Source organism: Sphingobacterium endophyticum (genome assembly GCF_009733535.1).
Lineage (GTDB): Bacteria > Bacteroidota > Bacteroidia > Sphingobacteriales > Sphingobacteriaceae > Sphingobacterium > Sphingobacterium endophyticum.
Window position 1 is genome coordinate 29,706 of the sequence record NZ_SMMI01000013.1, and the last position, 21,145, is coordinate 50,850.

24 protein-coding genes are annotated in these 21,145 nt (G+C 33.1%); 11 read left to right on the top strand and 13 right to left on the bottom strand.

The window, feature by feature from the left end; all coding sequences use genetic code 11:
* The gene (gene mqnC / locus E0Y80_RS15195) at positions 1-1,125 is read right to left on the bottom strand and encodes a cyclic dehypoxanthinyl futalosine synthase (RefSeq protein WP_156308610.1); all 1,125 of its coding nucleotides are present in this window, start codon (positions 1,123-1,125) and stop codon (positions 1-3) included.
* Positions 1,126-1,397: 272 nt separating this feature from the next.
* Between mqnC and E0Y80_RS15200 the strand changes: the two genes are divergently transcribed.
* The 5 genes from E0Y80_RS15200 (at position 1,398) to E0Y80_RS15220 (ending at position 6,709) form a co-directional block, all read left to right on the top strand.
* Positions 1,398-1,829, top strand: coding sequence for an SRPBCC family protein (locus tag E0Y80_RS15200; protein WP_156308528.1), 432 nt, complete (start codon positions 1,398-1,400; stop codon positions 1,827-1,829).
* A 147-nt stretch (positions 1,830-1,976) separates the two neighbouring features.
* Entirely contained in the window at positions 1,977-3,254 is a 1,278-nt protein-coding gene (gene dctA / locus E0Y80_RS15205) for a C4-dicarboxylate transporter DctA (RefSeq protein ID WP_156308529.1), read from the top strand.
* Between the two features lie 102 nt (positions 3,255-3,356).
* Entirely contained in the window at positions 3,357-4,562 is a 1,206-nt protein-coding gene (locus tag E0Y80_RS15210; protein WP_156308530.1) for an NAD(P)/FAD-dependent oxidoreductase, read from the top strand.
* A gap of 536 nt (positions 4,563-5,098) precedes the next feature.
* Positions 5,099-5,467, top strand: a complete 369-nt coding sequence (locus E0Y80_RS15215; RefSeq protein WP_156308531.1) for a YkvA family protein — start codon at positions 5,099-5,101, stop codon at positions 5,465-5,467.
* 114 nt (positions 5,468-5,581) lie between these two features.
* Positions 5,582-6,709 (top strand): serine hydrolase domain-containing protein, encoded by a 1,128-nt coding sequence (locus E0Y80_RS15220; protein WP_156308532.1) that lies wholly within the window; start codon positions 5,582-5,584, stop codon positions 6,707-6,709.
* On the opposite strand, the gene E0Y80_RS15225 is transcribed toward E0Y80_RS15220, so the two are convergent.
* The 12 genes from E0Y80_RS15225 to E0Y80_RS15280 form a co-directional block, all read right to left on the bottom strand.
* Complete coding sequence (locus E0Y80_RS15225; protein WP_156308533.1) at positions 6,706-7,248, bottom strand: hypothetical protein; 543 nt, start codon at positions 7,246-7,248, stop codon at positions 6,706-6,708. The genes E0Y80_RS15220 and E0Y80_RS15225 overlap by 4 nt on opposite strands.
* A gap of 125 nt (positions 7,249-7,373) precedes the next feature.
* On the bottom strand, positions 7,374-7,895 hold the full coding sequence (locus E0Y80_RS15230) for an SRPBCC family protein (protein ID WP_156308534.1): 522 nt from the start codon (positions 7,893-7,895) through the stop codon (positions 7,374-7,376).
* A 22-nt stretch (positions 7,896-7,917) separates the two neighbouring features.
* Positions 7,918-8,349 carry a DUF1697 domain-containing protein gene (locus E0Y80_RS15235; RefSeq protein WP_156308535.1) on the bottom strand — a complete coding sequence of 144 codons (432 nt, stop codon included), beginning with the start codon at positions 8,347-8,349 and terminating at the stop codon, positions 7,918-7,920.
* A complete protein-coding gene (locus tag E0Y80_RS21010; protein ID WP_156308536.1) occupies positions 8,288-8,452 on the bottom strand; it encodes a DUF1697 domain-containing protein in 165 nt (54 codons plus the stop codon). Before E0Y80_RS21010 ends, E0Y80_RS15235 begins: the two co-directional genes overlap by 62 nt.
* Before the next feature lie 4 nt (positions 8,453-8,456).
* A complete protein-coding gene (locus tag E0Y80_RS15245; protein ID WP_156308537.1) occupies positions 8,457-9,350 on the bottom strand; it encodes a VOC family protein in 894 nt (297 codons plus the stop codon).
* Positions 9,351-9,357: 7 nt separating this feature from the next.
* A complete protein-coding gene (locus E0Y80_RS15250) occupies positions 9,358-9,687 on the bottom strand; it encodes a hypothetical protein (RefSeq protein WP_156308538.1) in 330 nt (109 codons plus the stop codon).
* Between the two features lie 156 nt (positions 9,688-9,843).
* Entirely contained in the window at positions 9,844-10,290 is a 447-nt protein-coding gene (locus E0Y80_RS15255; RefSeq protein ID WP_156308539.1) for a VOC family protein, read from the bottom strand.
* Positions 10,291-10,484: 194 nt separating this feature from the next.
* Entirely contained in the window at positions 10,485-10,901 is a 417-nt protein-coding gene (locus E0Y80_RS15260; protein ID WP_156308540.1) for a DUF6157 family protein, read from the bottom strand.
* A 60-nt stretch (positions 10,902-10,961) separates the two neighbouring features.
* A complete protein-coding gene (locus tag E0Y80_RS15265; RefSeq protein WP_156308541.1) occupies positions 10,962-11,393 on the bottom strand; it encodes a DUF1801 domain-containing protein in 432 nt (143 codons plus the stop codon).
* Between the two features lie 2 nt (positions 11,394-11,395).
* Entirely contained in the window at positions 11,396-11,848 is a 453-nt protein-coding gene (locus E0Y80_RS15270; RefSeq protein WP_156308542.1) for an SRPBCC family protein, read from the bottom strand.
* Positions 11,849-11,852: 4 nt separating this feature from the next.
* Complete coding sequence (locus tag E0Y80_RS15275; RefSeq protein ID WP_156308543.1) at positions 11,853-12,245, bottom strand: VOC family protein; 393 nt, start codon at positions 12,243-12,245, stop codon at positions 11,853-11,855.
* A gap of 1 nt (position 12,246) precedes the next feature.
* A complete protein-coding gene (locus E0Y80_RS15280) occupies positions 12,247-12,669 on the bottom strand; it encodes an SRPBCC domain-containing protein (RefSeq protein ID WP_156308544.1) in 423 nt (140 codons plus the stop codon).
* A 319-nt stretch (positions 12,670-12,988) separates the two neighbouring features.
* On the opposite strand from E0Y80_RS15280, the gene E0Y80_RS15285 reads away from it, so the two are divergent.
* The 6 genes from E0Y80_RS15285 (at position 12,989) to E0Y80_RS15310 (ending at position 21,136) form a co-directional block, all read left to right on the top strand.
* Positions 12,989-13,441 carry an SRPBCC domain-containing protein gene (locus E0Y80_RS15285; protein ID WP_156308545.1) on the top strand — a complete coding sequence of 151 codons (453 nt, stop codon included), beginning with the start codon at positions 12,989-12,991 and terminating at the stop codon, positions 13,439-13,441.
* Positions 13,442-13,450: 9 nt separating this feature from the next.
* Complete coding sequence (locus E0Y80_RS15290) at positions 13,451-14,386, top strand: DUF1801 domain-containing protein (RefSeq protein WP_156308546.1); 936 nt, start codon at positions 13,451-13,453, stop codon at positions 14,384-14,386.
* 102 nt (positions 14,387-14,488) lie between these two features.
* Complete coding sequence (locus tag E0Y80_RS15295; protein ID WP_156308547.1) at positions 14,489-15,631, top strand: aldo/keto reductase; 1,143 nt, start codon at positions 14,489-14,491, stop codon at positions 15,629-15,631.
* Complete coding sequence (locus E0Y80_RS15300; RefSeq protein ID WP_156308548.1) at positions 15,621-16,478, top strand: NAD(P)-dependent oxidoreductase; 858 nt, start codon at positions 15,621-15,623, stop codon at positions 16,476-16,478. The genes E0Y80_RS15295 and E0Y80_RS15300 overlap by 11 nt, the downstream gene beginning before the upstream one ends.
* Positions 16,479-16,526: 48 nt before the next feature.
* Complete coding sequence (locus tag E0Y80_RS15305) at positions 16,527-17,267, top strand: dienelactone hydrolase family protein (protein WP_156308549.1); 741 nt, start codon at positions 16,527-16,529, stop codon at positions 17,265-17,267.
* A 635-nt stretch (positions 17,268-17,902) separates the two neighbouring features.
* Positions 17,903-21,136, top strand: a complete 3,234-nt coding sequence (locus tag E0Y80_RS15310; RefSeq protein WP_231596065.1) for a SusC/RagA family TonB-linked outer membrane protein — start codon at positions 17,903-17,905, stop codon at positions 21,134-21,136.
* The last annotated feature ends 9 nt before the right edge of the window (positions 21,137-21,145 follow it).

Consider the following 21,145-nt stretch of genomic DNA (forward strand, 5'->3'; position numbering starts at 1 on the left):
TTAATAATTAATTACTTGTTCTTCCATTTGTTCCGGTAAATCACGGAATTTATAAGTTTGAGTTCTGAGTTGAGGTTGAAATCCAGCTTCAATAATAGCATCTTGGATGGATTTTGATGTAAATCGATGTGGAGCACCAGCAGCTGAAACAACATTTTCTTCAATCATAATTGATCCAAAATCATTAGCACCGGAGTGCAAGCAAATCTGTGCAGTTTGTTTACCAACCGTTAACCATGATGCTTGGATGTTTTTAATATTAGGTAGCATGATTCTGCTCAGAGCAATCATTCGTATATATTCATCAGCAGTAACGTCATTTGTAATACCTCGAAGTCTTTTTAAGAGGGTACCATCATCTTGAAATGGCCAAGGAATAAATGCAATAAAACCATATGCACCATCAGGTTTTTCACTTTGGACTTGACGAATCCATTCTAAATGTTCAAATCGTTCTTCAAGCGTTTCAATATGACCAAACATCATCGTTGCGGATGTGGGCAGGTTAATTTTATGGGCCGCTCTCATTACGTCTAACCATTCCTGTCCGCCGCACTTACCTTTGGAAATTAACCTTCTCACGCGGTCATTAAGGATTTCGGCACCAGCACCCGGCAAAGAATCTAATCCAGCTTCTTTCATTGCGGTCAATACTTCAAGATGACTCATTCCTTCGAGTTTAGCCACATGGGCAATTTCTGGAGGACCCAGAGAGTGTAGTTTTAAGTTAGGATAAAGCTCTTTTAACTGTTTAAATAAGGTTGTATAAAAAGTCAGGCCTAAATCAGGGTGGTGTCCACCCTGGAGCAGTAATTGATCACCTCCAAATTTGAAAGTTTCTTCAATTTTCTGTTTATAGGTTTCAATATCAGTAATGTAGCTTTCTTCATGACCAGGACGCCTAAAGAAATTACAAAATTTACAGTTAGCAATACATACATTAGTTGTATTGACATTTCTATCGATCTGCCATGTGACTTTACCATGAGGTACTTGAATTTTACGTAGTTCATTAGCAACATAGGCTAAGTCAGCAGTTGGAGCTTCTTTATATAAAAAAATACCTTCTTCTTTAGTTAAGAAGTCAAAATTTAAGGCACGTTCTAAGAGTTTGTTAACATTCATGTTAAACAAAGATACGGAGCTTTTTACTAAATCGAAAGATAATTGGTTGCTTATCATATAGAGGTTAAATAAGGTGGATGTGAGAAGGAGATAGTAATGAATTGGAATAATAAGTGCAATTATGCGAATATATTTGCCTCATCGAAAAACTTAAAAATCAACAGGTTGTTTTAATATTAACCTCACATTAATTTTACTTTCTGATAATTTGAAAATTGGGTAAATGAGGCGGATAAATCTTATATTTAAGAACACTACAAAGGAGGTTTTAGATGAGCCACGATATCATTCATATAGAACGGACATACCCGATATCCACAGCAGCTTTATGGCAAGCAATGACTGACAGGCAAAAGTTAAAAGAATGGTTTTTTGACATTCCAAATTTCAGTACAGAAGAAGGGGCAGAGTTTGAATTTACAAAGGTTGAAAATCCGGATGCGCAATTACATGAATGTACGGTTCTAGAGGTAAAACCTGGGGAGTTATTTAAATTTACATGGCGACATCCAAAGCAACCTATTGGCAATTCCATAATTACATGGCGATTTATTCCTAGGCGCGGTGCTACTACCTTGCACTTAACTCATGAGGGCTTAGAACATTTTAAGGATGCGGGTGAACAATTTTCACTAGATCGATTTGAATCTGGATGGGAACGAATTTTAGGAGATGCTCTTCCAAAATTCATAGAGAAGTTGTGACAAAAGTATATCTCCAAATATATTGGTTTTCAATAATTTAATTATTGAACCAAGCATTCTTGCTCTTACATCTTGCGTAAGAATCATTTTTAATTAATTTTAATCCTGAAACCTAAGGAATTCGTGTAAAATGATTCTACAAATCGTATGAAAAAAATATTTTCAAGTTTATATGTTCAGGTCATCCTAGGAATACTTATTGGTATTCTATGTGGTGTCTTTTATCCTGATTTTGCTATTCAGTTAAAACCTCTTGGTGATGGTTTTATTAAGCTAATCAAAATGATTATTGCGCCATTAATTTTCAGTTCGATTGTTATTGGTATTGCTGGAATGCAGGATATTAAAAAGGTTGGCAAGATTGGGTTAAGTTCCTTAATCTATTTTGAAATCATGACTACAGTCGCATTGATCATAGGTTTAGTTTTTGTAAATATAATAGAACCTGGTACGGGAATGAATGTTGACCCGGAAACCTTGGATCCTACGGCAGTTTCCCATTATATCCAAGAAGCTAAGGAGCACAAAAGTGTTATGGATTTTATATTAAGTATAATTCCTAGTAATGTTATTGCTGCTGTGGCATCAGATAATTTATTGCAGGTATTACTATTTTCTGTATTATTTGGAATAGGATTAACAAAGATAGGACATCGTTCTGCTGAACCAGTTATTAATGTTTTGCAATCATTTCTGAAGGGATTATTTGCTGTCATAAAAATGATTATGTATTTAGCTCCCATCGGCGCAATGGGTGCGATGGGTTTTACGATTGGGAAATATGGAATTGATGCATTATCATCATTGGGATTATTAATGCTTAGTTTTTATGCAACCTGTTTTGTCTTTATAGTTGGTGTAATTGGCGCTGTACTTTACTTTTATGTACGTGTAAATATATTCAAGTTATTAAAATATATAAAAGAGGAATTATTAATCGTATTAGGAACTTCTTCTTCTGAATCGGCATTACCGGGATTAATGCAAAAACTTGAAGATGCTGGCTGTTCAAGGCCCATTGTAGGATTAGTAATACCAACAGGTTATTCCTTTAATTTAGATGGCACATGTATCTATTTAACGATGGCAGCTGTCTTTATTTCGCAAGCATTAAATATGCATTTAAGCTTAGAACAAGAAATCACGCTTTTATTAGTATTGTTATTGACCTCCAAAGGGGCAGCTGGTGTTACAGGAAGTGGGTTTGTGACCTTAGCGGCTACACTACCAGTTGTAGGGCATATTCCTGTTGAGGCTGTAGGATTGATTTTGGGAATAGATCGATTTATGAGTGAAGCCAGAGCAATAACGAATATCATTGGAAATGCAACCGCTACTATCGTCATATCAAAATATGAAAAGGGATTAGATGAAGATTTATTACATGAAAAATTAGGTTCTTCCCATATTGTAGCTGAAAATTAGGATTAAATATTTATAAATCCTTTTAGTATTTTTTCATACCTATCAAACAATATCTATTTAATCGGACTTTAATAGGATGTTGTCTTTAAAATAGATATTCTTATGGATCTTAAATCAAATGAACCATTTTGGCTAGTAAAAAATGGTATACTAAATTCGTATCCTTCTTTACGAGAAAATAAAAGTTGTGATGTATTAATTGTTGGAGGTGGAATAACGGGTAGTTTAATTGCTCATCAGTGTATAGAAGATGGATACAAGACTATTCTGATTGATAAACGTGAAATAGTGAATGGTAGTTCTTCCGCAACAACTTCCATGTTACAATATGAAATCGATACTCCATTATATAAGTTGGAGGATATGATTGGTAAAGATGGGGCAATCATGAGTTATAAGGCATGCTCGGATGCAATTGATAAATTAGGTGAAATTTCCAAAAGAATTAAATCGAAAGCAGGGTTTAAGAAGAAAAAATCACTGTATTATGCTTGTCGAAAAAAGGATTTAAGTTGGTTGAAAAAAGAATTTTTGGCTAGAGTAGAAGCAGGATTTACTGTGAAATGGATGGAGGAAGACGAAATTGTAAAAACCTTCAAAATTCAAGATTCGTACGGTGGAATCCTTTCAGAACAGGGAGGGAGTGTCGATGCCTTTAAGCTAGCTCATGAACTAATTCAATATAATTATGAAAAAGGTTTGGAAGTCTACGATAAAACGGAACTCATTAATGTGGAGGAGAAGAAAGGTTTTAATAAGGTTTATTTAGATACTGAAGTAGAAATTCGAGCGAAGCAAATAATTTATTGTGTTGGTTATGAAAGTGCAAACATGATAAAAGAAAAATTTGTTGACTTATTGAGTACCTACGCCATTGTTTCAGAAATCAATCAAAAGCTTTATGAGCACTATAATGATTATTTAATTTGGAATACCGCTGAACCTTATTTGTATATGCGCACAACGGACGATTGCAGGTTTTTAATTGGAGGAGAAGATGAAGAATTTAGAGATCCACAGAAAAGAGATGAACTTTTGTTTAATAAGTCTAAGAAATTAACGAAAGATTATTATAAAGTATTTAATAATGAGGAGTTTATTGCTGATTTTTCTTGGGCAGGTACTTTTGGAGAAACAAAGGATGGTCTTCCATATATCGGAACGCATCAAGATTTCAAACGATCTTATTTTGTTTTAGGATTTGGGGGAAATGGGATAACATTCTCAGTAACAGGGATGGAAATGGTTTCTGATTGGTTAAAAGGAATTCACAATCCTTTGAGTCCTTATTTCGCTTTTGGTAGATAAAATATTACTAATCAAATGACTCTAACTAAAAGAGGCCAACTTTTTAAGGTCGGCCTCTTTCTTTAAAAAGTTATCTTCTTTTTTTCTTTTTATGACTCACGTCAAAATTGAAAATAAAATAACCTTTTTTGTATAATTAATAACGACTTATTATTTTAAATATTGTATGAAATATTATTTTTTTTAAAAAAAATTTTTCAAGAAGGCCATAAAAGATTTTTTATATAATAAAAGGGTTGACATTTTTCGATTGTCAACCCTTTCGTTAAAAAGTTATCTTGTTTTTTCTTTTATGACTCAGGTCACAATTGAAAATAAAATAACCTTTCTTTGTATAGTAATAACGTTAATAATATTAGAATATTGTTCAAAGTTTATTCTTTTTAATAATTATCATAAATGCAGCATAATTCTTTCAAACGTCTATGTTTATGGTTGTATGGAAAAAGGCAAATGAAAGCAATGTTTACTAAATTAAACCGTTTTACTTTTTAAAAGTCAAAGAACAAATTCATGGAAAACAAAATGAAAACAAAATGAAAACAAAATATTTTAGCAGGGCATTGCTTTTGTTTAATACTTTTAAAAACAGAAAATTAACAAATGAGGAAATTGATGATGCAGAAGAAAAAGCTGATAATTTAGGTGAAAGAACAAATGAATTCAAATTATTGATTTCAATGATACGAGATACTTTTTCAGGAAAGTATAAAATGAATAAATGGAACATGTCCATTATTATAGGGACTATAATTTATGTTGTTTCACCTATAGATGCTGTTCCTGATTTGGTTCCGGTATTAGGCTGGTTAGATGATGCATCCATAGTAGGCTTTGCAATTGCAAAATTAGCAGATGAAGTTGACCGATACAAAAAGTTTCAAAAAACTGGATTAGAAATCTGATTATAGGTTTATCAAATATAAAGTTGTTGATGAGGCATTAAAGTTATTTAATGCCTCTTTTTTGGATTCGAATAAAATAAGTTTTAATTTTCGTTTCTAACGACAGTCCAATTAATGAAGAAATTGATCATCATTTTATTTATTATATTCCATCAAATTAGTTTTTCTCAAATAAAATTAAATGATGAACTTAATACCCTGATTAATAATTATTATCCTGAAAAAGAAAATCCAGGGATCATGCTCCAAGTATTTGATCGTCATGGCGGAATAATATATTCAAAAGGTCAGGGATTGACAGATTTAAGGTCAAAAAATTCAATTTCTGAACACAGTAATTTCAGGATGGCTTCAGTGAGTAAACAATTCACGGCCATGTCAATCTTAATCCTTGAAGAAGAAGGGAAATTAGATTTATACGATACTTCGCTATCATTCTACTTTCCGAAACTCAAAGGGCCAATCCGAAATAGTAATATCGCAAATCTATTAAATCATAGCTCCGGAATCGTAGATTATGAAAATTTAATTTCTGATCGTATAAAAGGTCAACTTTCAGATGCTGATGTTTTAAAGCTTGTTGAACCTATTGATTCTGTTTATTTTACTCCAGGAGATAAATTTAGGTATAGTAATACGGGTTATTGTCTATTAGCCTTAATTGTAGAGAAAGTAAGTAAAATGGATTACAGTTCATTTGTAAAAGCAAAAATATTTGATCCACTTCAAATGAATAATTCTATAGTTTACAATCCGACGGATAAAATAATTGATCGTGCATATGGATATCATATGAATCAGGATTCCTTTATTTTCGCAGATCAAAGTCTAACAAGTGCGACAAAAGGAGATGGGGGAGTTTATACTTCAGCAGCTGACTATAGAAATTGGAATACTGATTTTCAAAAATTAATTAAAGGGAAGCAGAAGTTTGAGACTATTTTTAAAAATAATATTGCAGTAGTTACTAATCAAATTTCTTATAGTTTAGGAAAGTTTAGAGGATATGATCAATTTTCAAATGAAGTATATTTTCATTCTGGGGAAAGTACGGGATTTAATAATTTTGTATTATCCATTCCAGAGAGATCAATAAGCATCAGTTTATTCAGTAATAGGGACGATGAAAAAATAGGTCCTTTTATAAAGGACCTGATGAATGTCTTGAATATTAAGATCAAAGGTTTAGAAAGTCAATCTATATTTCCATGGTTATCCAATATTTATTCAAACCATTTTTAATCATATTCTTTAATATCAGCGATTTTAATTTGGTTATTTTGGTCTAGAATGAGTTTAATATCTCTATTATAATCCGTTTGAAAATCGCAGTCTGAGATTAGAATTTTATAGTTTATTTCTTGGGGAGTTTGATTAATGAGATTGCAGTTAGAAACTTGAATATTTTTCCAATCTTGACCGGAAATTAGGAAACCAGAACCAATTCCAGCAGTTTTGAGATCAAATTTATTTTTCCATTTTTGGTTTAACTCAAATTCAGTAATGCTGCTATCCATCTCAAGTCCTGTATTTATTGCATCATTTTTAAATTCGAAATATTCAGGTGTAGTCATTGCCCGCATAATTTCAATGGATCCATCCTTCTGAAAATAAAGTTCAATATTGTCTTTTAGCCATTTACAACCTTTATCAACACCTATAGGATTTTGATCAAAATCTTGATAAGATAAGCTATCTACAGGATTGTTATCAGTCTGATTTGAATTGTTTTGGCAGGAAAAAAGACTACAAATAAATGCGAGGAAAACAAATCTTTTCATACCATTAATAATTAGTTATATAAAAATAAATAATATTGTTGATTTAATTTCATTTTTCATTCACCTAGTGTAGACTTTCTATGACCCATTTAAAAATGATCTTTCTAGAATATCGTTGAAAATAATTATTTCTCTAAAATCTCTTTTAAATGATTGAGGCCAGCATCAAAATCTTTATTCATATCAAAAAATAAACTCATTAAGTTAAAAGGATAAGGCATTTTGCCGTCTATTTCCCAAATCACTTCAGAACTTTGAGCACTCAATTCATTCACTTGCATAAATGATTTATTAGCTTCATCAGAGCCGTTGAAAAATAAATCCATATCGATACGGCCGGCTGTTGAATCAACTTTAGTTATGATTTGCTTTCCATCACCTACTTTTTTACTTTTCCAAGTATAAGTAAATCCAGGTGTAGCATCCGTTCCTTCATAATTTCTAATGATATTTGGGTCCATTCTAGACCAATTATCATAATTTCCTTGATTTCGAATTAATTTGACATAGTTATAGACCTCTGATTTTGGTTTATTAATTGATATTTTACTGCCTGCATGGAAATCTTTAGGCAAAAATGCAGCTACAATTAATGCTAGTGCAACAATAGCAATTACGATGAGTAATAAATACTTTAAAAATTTCATAATTTTTTGATTTGGTTTGAATTTATTTATTTTTCAAATTTAATAATTTGTTTAATGTATTGATATTTCTTCCAGTTGCATTTATTTTTAATTTGTTCTCTATAAAATTATTGTTCAGTTTACTTTTTGCCATCCCTTCAGGTAGGTAAAAATAAAATATGTTATTAACAATCTTATATTCCTCTGGTGAAAGCTTCAACTTATTAAATTCATTCAAATTAGATTGATGGACTTTGTCAGATAAGAAGGTAATAAAAACCTTATTTCCAGGAAGATTAGATTTGAAAGGATTGTTCTCCAAAGCTTCTATTATTTGGATTTCATTAAGGACAAAAACTTCAATATTGAGGGAGAATTTTTCTAATAGCAAAGATTTAATTTGAGAAGAAACTTCATTGGCCTTCTTTTCCGAAGATAAGAGTACATTTGCCACTTTGTATATAGGTTTGAACATTTAGATAACCATCTGAAATTAATACATCTTTTAGTTCAGACATTTTTATGATGTTTTTTCCAGAAACATTGACTGCGCGGAGAAGGACAATATAGTTATTCATTAAATTAACTCTGAGGGTTTAATAAAAGGGCAATATCAATTTTTTTCATTTTCATTAAAGCTGCGGATGAATCTGGGTTTTTGAGCATCTTGGATATGTCTTTTGGAACAATCTGCCAACTCACACCAAATTGATCTTTACACCAACCACACATACTTTCTTTTCCTGCTTTCACGATTTTATTCCAGTAATAATCAATTTCATTTTGATCATTACAAGTAATAGTTAAAGAATTTGCCTCATTAAATGAGAATTCTTGAGGTACACCTGAATCCATTGCGGCAAGAGTTACTCCATTTACGGTAAACTGAGAGTGCATAACTTGTCCCTTTGTTGGACCATCTGAATATTCAAGTACACCTTGGGAAATAAAGTCGGGAAATAACTCTTGATAGAAACTCAGTGCTTCTTTACATTTTCCTTGCTGAGCTCCTCCAAACATCAGTGTTGGTACAATAGCTTGGTTATTTACATTTTCTAATTTACCATAATATAACTGCCAACTAAAACCATATTTATCTACAACCCAACCGTAATACTCAGAAAATGGATATTGGTCTAGTGGCATTAGAATTTGTCCTCCGTTTAAGAGTTTTTCCCATACAGAATCAACTTCCTTTTTACTTTCAAATACGGGCATATACGAAATCGATGGGTTAGGTTTAAACATGGGGCCGCCATTAATTCCAATAAAGTCAAAGCCCATTATATTTGCCTCAACTACTATTGGAGAATCTTTCATGATTGAACTATTTGAAAATACATCTGTGTAAAAATCAAAAGCTTCTTTAGCTTGATTATCAAACCAAAGAGAAGGTATAATTTTATTTGACATAATTATATTATTTAAAGAATTTTTGAATTGAGCTAATAGAATTATTTCTTCAATGATGGACATGGCTAATTTATTTTTTCGCTTTCATTTCCAATCCTTTAAGTGTCAAAACATTACCAGCAGGATCTTTAATTGTTGTTATTTTATTCGATTTTTCTGTTTCAATCATTTGAATTGATATATGATTAACATTTAAAAAATCGAGGGCAGCATTAATTTGATTGGTATTTAATTCGAGAAAAATTTCAGGCTTATCATTATCGGGTATTTCAATTAGCCATAAGTTTATTGATCCGAATATGATTTTTGCTAATCTAAAGCAGTTTAATTGATTAGAAAATATTTCTTCCGAATCTAACAATAGGATATCTCTATAAAAATGTAGGGTTTCTTCGAACATTTTTGTAGGAATCCTCATTCTAATATTGTTCCCAGCTTTAAAGGTTATATTGTTCATCAGCAAATCACTAGGAAAACCTAAGAATTAACCAATAGGTTTTTTATTGGATCACTATTGGTTAATTCATGATAAATTGTAAAATCAATTAAAAAATGGTTATCCCATTTTTTTATTTCCTTCAAAATGGATCATCCAATTAATGCCGAATTTATCTTGAAAGGAAGAGTATAATTCAGCAAAGAATGTTTCACCCAATTCCATTTCCATGACCTTAGCACCTTCAGATAGCGAATTATAATATTGTTTAGCTTCTTCAGGACTTGCTACATCCAACATAATATATGTTGAGTTACCAATGGTTAGCTTGTGGCCAAATCCTTCCACGACATCTGAACCCATAAGCATTGTTTCTGGATTAATATGAATGGCGGTATGCATTACTTTTCCTTTAGCATCTTCAGGTAATGGTGGGTGATTAGGGTCAGCGGGTATATCATCATAGAAATAAGTTCCAGTTCTTTCTGAATTAAATACTTTTTGATAGAAATCAAATGCTTGATTGCAGTCTCCATTGAAGTTTAAATAAGCATGTACTTTTGCCATAACGTTTTAATTAGTGGTTTATATTAATTTAATTAATGTTGATCCGTAAACCTAGTTTACATTTATGTCAATAGGTTTTAAGAATTTAATCTTATTTCATTATTATACTAAATTACTGCACTTAAAATAAAGTTCACTTGTCTTAAGGCAAGTTTTAGAAAATATAAGGACAGTAAATGAAGTTGACTAGGAAGTTATTTTTTTGAATTTCGCATAGCTGGAAGTTTTTTAATAGCATCATTTTGGAGCATATTTTCATACTCTTCAGAAGCGCTATCTATTAACCTGATATTTCCATTGGAATCATAATATATTCCCCAGCCATAAGTTTTTGCTAATGGTGAAGTTCTTAGGCAAGGCTGACCTTTAGAATAGAATTTTATTCTTTCCTTTTCAAGATCGCTTTCTAATATTTCATTACGTTCGGCATAAATATCAAAAATCAAATCATCCGAGTTTATTTTGTTTGGGTGTTTGTTTAATTTATCAAATTGCAAATTAGCAACAGTTAATTTATCAATTTTAATTGTGGGAATATCACCTTTCAACGCTTTAGAATCTTCAGCAACGGTAATTAAAGTATTGAAATAATTTGTAGTATGAATTTTCATGTCTTTAAAAATGTTTCTTAAAATTAAGCTTCAAATTGACAAAGGTTTGTCAGTAGTGAATTAAATATTGTGAATTCGTTGGTATTTATTAGATATAAAATCAATAGACTCTTTCATGACAAACTGGAGAACATCCAAATTTATATCCTCTAACTTTTTAATATATATACAGGCTTTGGCCATTTTAAACTTTCCTAAACCATCAAGGTTTTGAATTTGTTCTTCACAACCGGTTGTTACATATAAAGAAATTGCGGCTTTCCGAGGAGAAAATCCCAATAAGGGAGCATCACCTTCGTGGCCTGAAGCATATTTATAGTGGTATTGACCAAAACCGATAATTGTAGGGCCAAACATTCTCGCTTTTTCTCCGGTTGCTTTTTCCATTAATTCTATCAATTTGAAAGAATCCTTTTTCTTTTGATCATTTTCTAGATTATTTATAAAGGTCTCCACAGAATCGCTGGAAAATTGTGTCTTTACTTTTGCCATAACTATTTTTCACAAATTTCTTTTAACAAATTCAAAGCATCTGGCCATGTTTGATCAAACATATGCGGGTCCGTTTGGTCTGACAATTCGATTGAACAAATAAGATTTGTTTTTCCATTCAGGTTTTTAAATCGATAGACTTCTAATGAATTCTTCCATTCATCAACCATTTTTCCTTCATTATACTCTCCATTTTGGTCAAACATTCCTACATGTCTAAGGATAACTATATCACCTGGAATATTCGCATCTACGATAGCTATCATCCCCGCTTCAAATCCTTCATGATCCTTTGATGTAAATAACATTTTAGTTTTTTCAGTCCAATCACCTCTTAAGTCAGAAGTAGGACTGAAGGGTTTCGTCCATTTTCTATATGAATCTTGGTCTAACATGACTTCGTAAACTTTTGTGGGACTATTCTCTATAATAATTGAGTAATAAACAGTTATCATAATTTTAAAATTTACCAAATCCAAACACTGCTCCAGCAGGATCTTGTATAATTACATAATTATAAGTGCCATCGGATTTCTTACTTTCGTGAATAAGAATTCCACCATTATCTAATGCTTTTTTTAAGGTGTCATTAACATCTTCCACACAGATATACATAATCCATTGCGGTGGGATGTTTGTATTGACTCCACGTTTATGACATATTCCGCCAGCTGGTTCTTTTTCATCAATCATCATGGCATAGTCGTTATAAGAATCTTCGCCATCTTTCATGGCCACAGGGAATTCTTTCCAACCTATTACTTCTTTGTAAAATTCCTTTAATGATTCAGCTTGATCTGTAGTCAAATCAGCCCATACAATTTGTCCAATTTTATATTTTCTTTCAGACATGTTAATTGTGTTTTTTTTCTGTATGATTTTTGAAACTATCTAAAATTGCTTGCCATCCTTCCTTTTGCATTTCTAAAGGATTTGTCTCTTCGGCATCAAAATCAATAATTATTCTTGTTTTACCATTTTCATCTTTGAATTTTATGTCAGTTTCTCTATTGTCACCTAATAAATAAGAAATACTATTATATGGTGTAATTTCAGTATAAGTACCTTCAAAATCAAACTCAAAACTACCATCCTTTGCTGCCATTTTGTTTTTGAATTTTCCACCAACTTTAAGGTCATTGATAGAGGAAGGGCAATGCCAATCCTCAGAAGCTTGATTCCATTGAACAATATCATCAGGATTATTATAGCTTTCCCAGACTGATTCAATAGGCGCATTTATTAAGGATTCAATATGTATTCTTTTCTTTTCCATGATTATTCTGATTTTTAAATTCAAATTTAATATGCGAAATACATTTTTTCCTTGCCTTATGGCAAGAAAAGAATATTTTATCTGCTAGATTTTTCTTGTTTTCAAAGACATTGTAAACAATATTAACCTTATTATTTCCTGTATTTAATTACAGGAACAATGTTTAAATCTTTTTAAAAACAATAAATCCTAAGAATCTGTTTTTGAATAGAATAAATTATTTGATGTAATAGATTTTTACATTGATATATTTTTCGTGGAATAAAGTATTAAATTAGGATAAGTATTTTTTTCAAAAGATAAACAAAACAATGGTGTTATGGGTGAAAAATTAAGTGCAAAGGCATCAATTGAAGTATTAAAGCCTATTGAAGAGGTTTTTGAGGCTATCATTAATCCAGATAAAATGAGCAATTATTTTATTGAGAGATCTTCAGGAAGATTAGAAGAAGGAGTAACAGTAGAATGGAAGTTTCCAGAATTTGAAGATATTTTTCCAGTTACAGGAAAGGTCATTCGTTCATACGACTATATATCCTTTGATTGGAGTGGAGGAGAAGAAGGCATGCTCGTGGAAATATTTTTAGAGGCTTATCAAGACATATTTACAGTTGTACGGATAAAGGAAAGTTATATGCCGATTAATGATGAAGGAATAAAACAAGCTATTGGTCAGACAGAAGGATGGTCGAATTTTTTAGCTTGCTTAAAGGCGTATTTAGAATATGGCATTAACTTAAGAAAGGGTGCTTTTGATTTTATGAAGTCATAAAATATTTATATGAGTGAGATTACTAATATTGATGAATATATCTCTGGTTTCGAAGGAGATCAGAAAAAAATGCTTGAAGAAGTTAAGAGCATAATTAAAAATGCCGCTCCAAAGGAGGCAAAAGAGACTATAAATTACAAGATGCCAACCTTTAGATATAATGGAAATTTAATTCATTTTGCGATGTTTAAGAATCATTTGGGCATATATCCGGGTGTTGAAGCCATAAAACATTATGAAAAGGAATTATCAGGCTATAAAACTTCAAAAGGGGCCATACAAATACCATTGAAATCAGCCATACCAGAACAGCTCATTATCGATTTGGTAAATTTTAATGTAAACCTTCTAAAAGAAAGAAAATATCCGAGTTGGGAGAATAAAAATTCAATGTGGGATGAGTGTCAGGAATTTATGAACCAAATTATTTTGAAGACAAAAACACCTTTAAAAAAAGAAATAAAATGGGGAGCAGATGTTTACACTTATCAAGGCAAAAATGTTATTGGATGGGGAGGCTTCAAGGATTTTTTTTCACTATGGTTTTATAATGGTGTGTTTTTGGAAGATAAATTGAATGTATTAATTACAGCTTCAGAGGGCAAAACAAAATCATTGAGACAATGGAGATTTAAAAATCTTCAAGATATGAATGAGAAAGATATTCTTCAATATATTGATGAGTCCGTTCAGACCATTGAGGAGGGAAAGGCTATAAAACCAGAGAAAGCAGCTCCAAAAGAAGTCACGGGATTTTTGCTGGAATATTTAGAAAAAAACTCAGAATTTAAGAATTCATTTTATAATTTAACTGCAGGCAAGCAAAAGGAATATACAGAATATATTGAAGAGGCCAAGCAAGATAAAACCAAGTTGGCAAGGGTAGAGAAAATTATCCCAATGATTTTAGAGGGGAAAGGATTACATGACAAATACAAAAGATAAGTCTATCATTATGATAGGCTTTTTTCGTTTTTTACAACAAATCAGCCCTTTTTCTGTTCTTTCTTAAAAAGGGGATATTTACAAGATTAGAAAAATAAATGAATGGATAGAAGGAATTTCATTTCACAGAGTATAATATTAGGAAGTAGTTTGGTAGTTGGTCATTCTAATCTACCGAATAACATCATAGGAAACACAAACTATATGAGTCAAAAGAATATTAATAAGGAAATGGTAAAATTTCGACCTAAGTCTAAAAGTGGTTTTGGAGGTGTTGCCATAGGAAATGGTTTCAATGTAGATCATGGAGATATGGTTGCTCATGAGGCTATGGATCAGGCATGGAAATCTGGAGTTAGATATTTTGATACCTCACCATGGTATGGATTAGGAATAAGTGAACGCAGGATGGGGCTCTATCTCAAAGATAAAATAAAGGAGGAGTACACTATTTCTTCGAAAATAGGTAGGATATTGGTGCCGGAAAATAATTTTAAACAGAAGGGATTAATGTGGGGAGGTCAGCTAAATGCGTCCTATCGGTATGACTACACAGCAGAAGGTGCAAGAAGAAGTATTGAAGATAGTTTACAAAGGATGGGGATAGGATCATTAGACATTGTTTTTGTTCATGATTTATCACCTGATAATGGCGATATGGGTAAAGATTGGGTTAAATATTTTGAAATTGCTCAGGATGGTGCCTTTAAGGAATTAACGAAAATGAGGGAGGAAGGCTTAATAAAAGGTTGGGGACTTGGAGTAAATACGATTGAACCTATTTTAAAAACTTTGGAAGTGGCTGATCCTGATATTTTTCTTTCTGCGTGTCAATATTCATTAATAAAATACGAGGATGATCTTAAGGAGGTATTTCCTAAGATTTCAGAAAGGGGGATGTCTATTGTAGTCGGAGCGCCTTTATGTGCAGGATTTTTAGCGGGAAGGCCAAGGTATTTGTATGGTAAAGATATTCCTGAATTTGCGGCCGACAGATTGAAAAAATTGACTCAAGTTGCAGATAACCATCATGTAGACCTAAGAACAGCAGCATTACAGTTTTCAGCAGCAGCAGCAGTTGTATCTGCTGTTATTCCTGGCGCAAGTTCTGCAGAGCAAGCAAAAGCGAATGCGGCTTCTTTTGATATGAAGATACCTGCTGGATTTTGGGAAGAACTAAAAGCCGAAAAAATAATTCTTGAAGATGCGCCGGTTCCAAATGAAAAATTGCAGGATGGAATATAAAGATAAGATTGGGTTTATTGGATTAGGCAATATGGGTAAACCTATGGCCAAGAATTTAGAAAAGGCTGGAGTAAATCTTTTTGTATACAATAGGACGGCAGAAAAGATGCAAGATTTCGCTGAAAACAGCATGATATGCCATGATATTGTAACGCTGATTAGGTCAAGTGATATTATATTTACCATGCTAACCAATGATGATGCTGTACATGCGGTTTATGAAACGATTTTATCCATGAACATAGCAGGGAAATTATTCGTGGACATGAGTACAATATCACAAGAAGCATCCAATGCGATATCGGAAATTACTAAGTCTAAAGGAGCAGGATTTATAGATGCTCCTGTTGCTGGGAGTACACAGCCGGCAAAAGACGGGACCTTAATATTTATGGTAGGAGGTAGTGAGGAAGATGAGAAGAAAGTATTGCCATATTTAGAAATTATGGGTAAAGAAGTGAAGTATATGGGGGAAAATGGACAAGGAGTTAATGCTAAATTATGTATTAATTATTATTTGTCCATATTATATCAAGGAATGGCTGAAACAGTATTATTTGCGGAGAAGTTAGGGATATCTAGGGAGAATATGATGAGCATTATCAATGAAAGTGCAAGTGGGAGCGGTGCTTCAAAGGTTAAGACGAAATCCATTATAAAAGATGAATACCCAGCAGCATTTTCGATTGATCTGATGTTAAAAGATGTAAAATTGGCTATTGAAGCTGGTGCAAAATTTCCATTAACAGCAAGTATATTGGAAACCTATCAAGGAGCGAAGGATGCAGGGTTTTCCGATTCAGACGTCATGAGTATCATACCCTTCATTAAGGGTAAGGATAAATAAATTTTGATATGGAGATGTTATAAAAAAGTTTAATTAAAATATCTAATTATGAAAAAGGATTATATAATCATTCTTTTGAGTGTTTTATTAGGGCAATTGGCAATGGGCCAAAGTTTAAAAGAAGTAGAATATTCGGAGGGTAATCAATCATTGAAAGGATTGGTTACCAGCAATTCTGGAAAATCTTTGCCTGCAGTTTTAATTCTACCGGCCTGGAAGGGAATAGACCAAGAAGCAAAGGACACTGCATTGGCTCTGGAAAAACAAGGATTCATTGCTTTTATTGCGGATATATATGGAGTTGGGAATAACCCTTCGGACAATAATGCATCTGCGAAGCTTTCTTCGCAATATAAAAATGATTATCAATCCTATCAAAAAAGGATTCAGGCAGGTCTTGATGAATTGAAAAAATTAGGGGCTACCAAAACTGCAGTCATTGGGTATTGTTTTGGTGGCACTGGGGCACTTGAAGCTGCAAGAGGAGGATTGGCAGTAGAGGGTGTCGTATGTATCCACGGAGGATTGGCTAAGGCTAAGGATCGCCCAAATAATGAAATAAAAACCAAGGTTTTGGTTGAGCATCCTGCAGATGATGCTTCTGTTAAAAAAGAAGATTATGATGGTTTAATAATGGAATTAAACGAGGGGAAAGCAGATTGGCAGATTATTACTTATTCTAATTCAAAACACACCTTTACAAATCCTGCATCGAATGATTATAATCCAACTATGGCAAAACGAGCTTGGAATCATACTTTGTTATTCTTAAATGAGATTTTGAAATAAACTTTAATTTAAAATATTGAGAGCCACCTTTTTGGTGGCTTTTTTATTTATACTATAGATCGTTTTATTTTTTCTTTAAACATATCAAATAGAAAATTGAAGTAATAAAAAGGGATGAAAATAAGATCCATTCACTTGTTAACGTATGTTTATAGTACGAATACAAGGCTGTTAACAAGAAAGATTTAGAAAAGAATAATAGCAAAAGAATAACCCTCATCTTAATGTAATTAGAAATGCATAATAATTAATTATAGATTAAATAAATTTAATAATAAAAATGGATTTCTTCTGAGTAATTGTATTATTTTTTATGAATAATGATCAGTTTTTGATTTCAAAATCAAAATTAAACCATTAAAAATTAAGGGAAATCTATAAGGATATCTAAATCTCTTTCAAAAATTCAATTCTATGTTACATTTATATTAATAAATCATTAAATTCTATTCTGCGGTTTAATTTAATGAGAAGCAATCATTTATAAGTGTTTATTCAACATTTATCTTGAATTAAAAAAATTAGAAATAGAGTTAGGGAATAAAAAATTTATAAAATGATTTGCGCACACGGTTGTTTTATCTAACTTAGGGCAACTAAACATAAATCTATAATAACTTAAACGCCTTAATTCTATGGTTAAAAGCCACCATCTTTTCAAAGGAAAGAATGGGATGAAAATGCTTCGAATCGGAGGAGCCACTATGCTTTTCAGCATAGCCTCAGTTTCAGGATTTGCTCATTCAACAGTGCATGCTACCAATTATGCTATGCATTGGCAAAATCAAGTAACAGTTCGAGGAACTGTGAAAGATATTTCTACTGGCCAGCCCTTGGCCGGAATAACTGTAAGTGTTAAAGGTACTAACCAAGCCACAACAACCGATGAACAAGGAAATTATTCATTGGATGGGGTGCCAGGTTCAGCTACTTTAGTATTTACTTCAGTTGGATTTGAGAAAAAAGAAGTCTCTGTATCCAATCAAACAACCGTCAATATAGACTTGTCAGCAACATCAGATAATATCGATGAAGTTGTCGTGGTAGGATATGGTACTCAGAAAAAAGAGACCGTAACTGGAGCGGTATCAGCAGTTAAAGGGGAAGAGCTGAAAAAGTCTCCCGCCATTAATCTATCCAATGCTATGGCAGGTCGTGTACCTGGAGTAGTTGCGACGAATGGTAGTGGAGAACCCGGTTATGATGGTTCAGGAATTCGTATCCGTGGAACGAATACGCTTGGAGATTCAGGTCCATTGATTGTAATCGATGGAATTCCTGCAAGATCAGGAGGTATTGATCGCTTAAATCCTGCAGATATTGAAAATATTTCGGTTCTGAAGGATGCATCGGCAGCTATCTATGGTGCCCGTGCTGCGAATGGGGTAATCCTTGTTACTACCAAACGAGGTAAAACGGGTAAACCATTATTATCATATACCTTTAACCAAGGATTTTCACAACCCACAGTTGTACCAAAATTAGCAGATGCAGTTCAGTATTCTGAGATGCGTAATGAGTTGGAAATTTATAAATTACCAGTTTCTGAATGGGGGGCAGCACTAGATGCATTTAATTCAGCTGGATCATATAAAAGACCAAATGGAAGTACGGTAACGGCACCTTTTGATTCTGAGGACAAAAAATTATTTGCAGACGGTTCTGATCCATGGGGACATCCCAATACGGATTGGTATAAGGAAGCACTAAAAAATTGGTCTCCCCAGGCTAAGCATAATGTTCAATTAGAGGGAGGGACGGAAGATCTAAGGTATTTAATGTCATTAGGTTATCTTAACCAAGATGGGTATTATAAAAATTCAGCAACGGGTTATAAGCAGTATGATATCCGGGTGAATTTAGATGCCAACATCAATAAATATATCAAGACCCAATTCGGTGTTTTAGGAAGACAAGAAAACAGGAATTTCCCTACAAAAGGAGCGGGAACAATTTTCCGTATGTTGATGCGTGGTAACCCAACGATGCCAGCATATTGGCCAAATGGTATGCCAGGTCCAGATATTGAATATGGAGAGAATCCTGTTGTTATTTCCACTGATGCAACGGGATATGATCGGGATAAGCGGTATTTTTTCCAAACTAACGGACAGGTAGAAATCAAGATTCCGGGAGTAGAAGGTTTGAAAGTAACAGGAACGGCGGCGATCGATAAATACGTAAGAGGAACCAAACGTTGGGAGATTCCATGGTATTTATATACTTGGCAGGGAGACTATGAAGCAGATGGAGTTACACCATTATTAGTAGCAGGAAAACGTGGTCCGGCAGAACCAAGATTGAATCAATCCAATGAGGATCAGATGAACATTCTATTAGGAGCTGTTGCATCTTATGACAAGGTAATAGGGGATCATACCTTAAATATTTTGGCGGGTGTTAACCGTGAAACCATACGTAATGATAATTTTTCAGCATTTAGAAGGTATTTCCTTTCGAATAATATCGACTATTTATTTGCTGGAGGAGATGCGGAAAAAGATAACTCAGGAGGTGCATACGAAAGAGCTCGTTTAAACTACTTTGGAAGGTTTAATTATAACTACAAAGGCAAATATATTGCTGAGTTATTGTGGCGTTATGATGGTTCTTATATGTTCCCTGAAGATTCACGTTATGGATTCTTTCCTGGAGCCATGCTAGGTTGGATGGTTTCAGAAGAAAATTTCTGGAAGGAGAATGTGCCATTTGTCAATTATTTTAAAATCAGAGCATCCTATGGTCAAATGGGTAATGACAATATTTATTACAATGGTGCACTTCAGGAGTATCAATATTATTCAACCTATGGATTTGGTACTTATGTGATCAATAATGAGGTTGTTAAATCATTGTACGAGAGTCGCGTTCCGAATATGTTTATCACCTGGGAGGTTGCGAATAACTATAACTTAGGGTTTGACTTTCAATTTTTAGGAGGGAAGTTTAACGCTGAATTTGATTTATTTAGAAATAGCCGCGAGAGTATTTTATGGCGTAGAAATGCTTCCATACCTCAGAGTACAGGTATGTCATTACCAGCGGAGAATATTGGAAAAGTGGACAACTCTGGATTTGATTTAAATATTGGATATAAGGAGACCTTTGGAGAATTAGGTTTCAATGCTTCAGTAAATGGAGGCTATGCTAAGAACAAAATTATTTTTTGGGATGAGGCACCGGGAGCACCAGAATGGCAGAAAAGTACTGGTCGCGCTATTAATGCTGGTATGTATTATATCTATGATGGGGTATTTAAGGATCAAGCTGACATTGATGCAAATACCATAGACTATTCTGATATCACTGGTAATCTTCGTCCAGGAGATATGAAATATCAAGATTATGATGGCGATGGAAAGATCACACCAGATGACCGAGTTCGCAGGAATAAAAATACTGTTCCAACATTCCAAGGAGGGCTTAATCTAGGATTTACGTACAAGAATTTTGATTTGTCTATTTTATTCCAAGGGGCAATGGGAGCAGAGATGAGAGTAGGTACAGATGAGTCAGGTGCAATCGGTAACTATTTATTAGATTTCTACGAAAAACGTTGGTCAATTGAAAATCCAAGCTCGGAACATCCGCGTATTACAGACCGTAGTGACCAATATTTCTCTTACAATAATACCTATTGGATGCGTAATACAGACTACCTTCGTCTAAAAACCTTAGAATTAGGTTATAACGCCCCAACAGACTGGACCAAGAAATTTGGTGTTAGCAGTGCTAGGATTTTTGTAAGCGGTCAGAATTTATTGACTTGGAGTGGAATGAAAATTTATGATCCAGAATCCACAAACGCAGTTGGACAATATTATCCACAAGCGAGATTGATTAACTCTGGTATTATGGTTTCCTTTTAATAATTGATG

Bases quoted from the DNA above. Each gene is read 5' to 3' on its own strand.
- mqnC (WP_156308610.1), bottom strand. From the start codon at position 1,125: ATGAATGTTAACAAACTCTTAGAACGTGCCTTAAATTTTGACTTCTTA.
- E0Y80_RS15200 (WP_156308528.1), top strand. From the start codon at position 1,398: ATGAGCCACGATATCATTCATATAGAACGGACATACCCGATATCCACA.
- dctA (WP_156308529.1), top strand. From the start codon at position 1,977: ATGAAAAAAATATTTTCAAGTTTATATGTTCAGGTCATCCTAGGAATA.
- E0Y80_RS15210 (WP_156308530.1), top strand. From the start codon at position 3,357: ATGGATCTTAAATCAAATGAACCATTTTGGCTAGTAAAAAATGGTATA.
- E0Y80_RS15215 (WP_156308531.1), top strand. From the start codon at position 5,099: ATGAAAACAAAATATTTTAGCAGGGCATTGCTTTTGTTTAATACTTTT.
- E0Y80_RS15220 (WP_156308532.1), top strand. From the start codon at position 5,582: ATGAAGAAATTGATCATCATTTTATTTATTATATTCCATCAAATTAGT.
- E0Y80_RS15225 (WP_156308533.1), bottom strand. From the start codon at position 7,248: ATGAAAAGATTTGTTTTCCTCGCATTTATTTGTAGTCTTTTTTCCTGC.
- E0Y80_RS15230 (WP_156308534.1), bottom strand. From the start codon at position 7,895: ATGAAATTTTTAAAGTATTTATTACTCATCGTAATTGCTATTGTTGCA.
- E0Y80_RS15235 (WP_156308535.1), bottom strand. From the start codon at position 8,349: ATGTTCAAACCTATATACAAAGTGGCAAATGTACTCTTATCTTCGGAA.
- E0Y80_RS21010 (WP_156308536.1), bottom strand. From the start codon at position 8,452: ATGAATAACTATATTGTCCTTCTCCGCGCAGTCAATGTTTCTGGAAAA.
- E0Y80_RS15245 (WP_156308537.1), bottom strand. From the start codon at position 9,350: ATGTCCATCATTGAAGAAATAATTCTATTAGCTCAATTCAAAAATTCT.
- E0Y80_RS15250 (WP_156308538.1), bottom strand. From the start codon at position 9,687: ATGTTCGAAGAAACCCTACATTTTTATAGAGATATCCTATTGTTAGAT.
- E0Y80_RS15255 (WP_156308539.1), bottom strand. From the start codon at position 10,290: ATGGCAAAAGTACATGCTTATTTAAACTTCAATGGAGACTGCAATCAA.
- E0Y80_RS15260 (WP_156308540.1), bottom strand. From the start codon at position 10,901: ATGAAAATTCATACTACAAATTATTTCAATACTTTAATTACCGTTGCT.
- E0Y80_RS15265 (WP_156308541.1), bottom strand. From the start codon at position 11,393: ATGGCAAAAGTAAAGACACAATTTTCCAGCGATTCTGTGGAGACCTTT.
- E0Y80_RS15270 (WP_156308542.1), bottom strand. From the start codon at position 11,848: ATGATAACTGTTTATTACTCAATTATTATAGAGAATAGTCCCACAAAA.
- E0Y80_RS15275 (WP_156308543.1), bottom strand. From the start codon at position 12,245: ATGTCTGAAAGAAAATATAAAATTGGACAAATTGTATGGGCTGATTTG.
- E0Y80_RS15280 (WP_156308544.1), bottom strand. From the start codon at position 12,669: ATGGAAAAGAAAAGAATACATATTGAATCCTTAATAAATGCGCCTATT.
- E0Y80_RS15285 (WP_156308545.1), top strand. From the start codon at position 12,989: ATGGGTGAAAAATTAAGTGCAAAGGCATCAATTGAAGTATTAAAGCCT.
- E0Y80_RS15290 (WP_156308546.1), top strand. From the start codon at position 13,451: ATGAGTGAGATTACTAATATTGATGAATATATCTCTGGTTTCGAAGGA.
- E0Y80_RS15295 (WP_156308547.1), top strand. From the start codon at position 14,489: ATGGATAGAAGGAATTTCATTTCACAGAGTATAATATTAGGAAGTAGT.
- E0Y80_RS15300 (WP_156308548.1), top strand. From the start codon at position 15,621: ATGGAATATAAAGATAAGATTGGGTTTATTGGATTAGGCAATATGGGT.
- E0Y80_RS15305 (WP_156308549.1), top strand. From the start codon at position 16,527: ATGAAAAAGGATTATATAATCATTCTTTTGAGTGTTTTATTAGGGCAA.
- E0Y80_RS15310 (WP_231596065.1), top strand. From the start codon at position 17,903: ATGGTTAAAAGCCACCATCTTTTCAAAGGAAAGAATGGGATGAAAATG.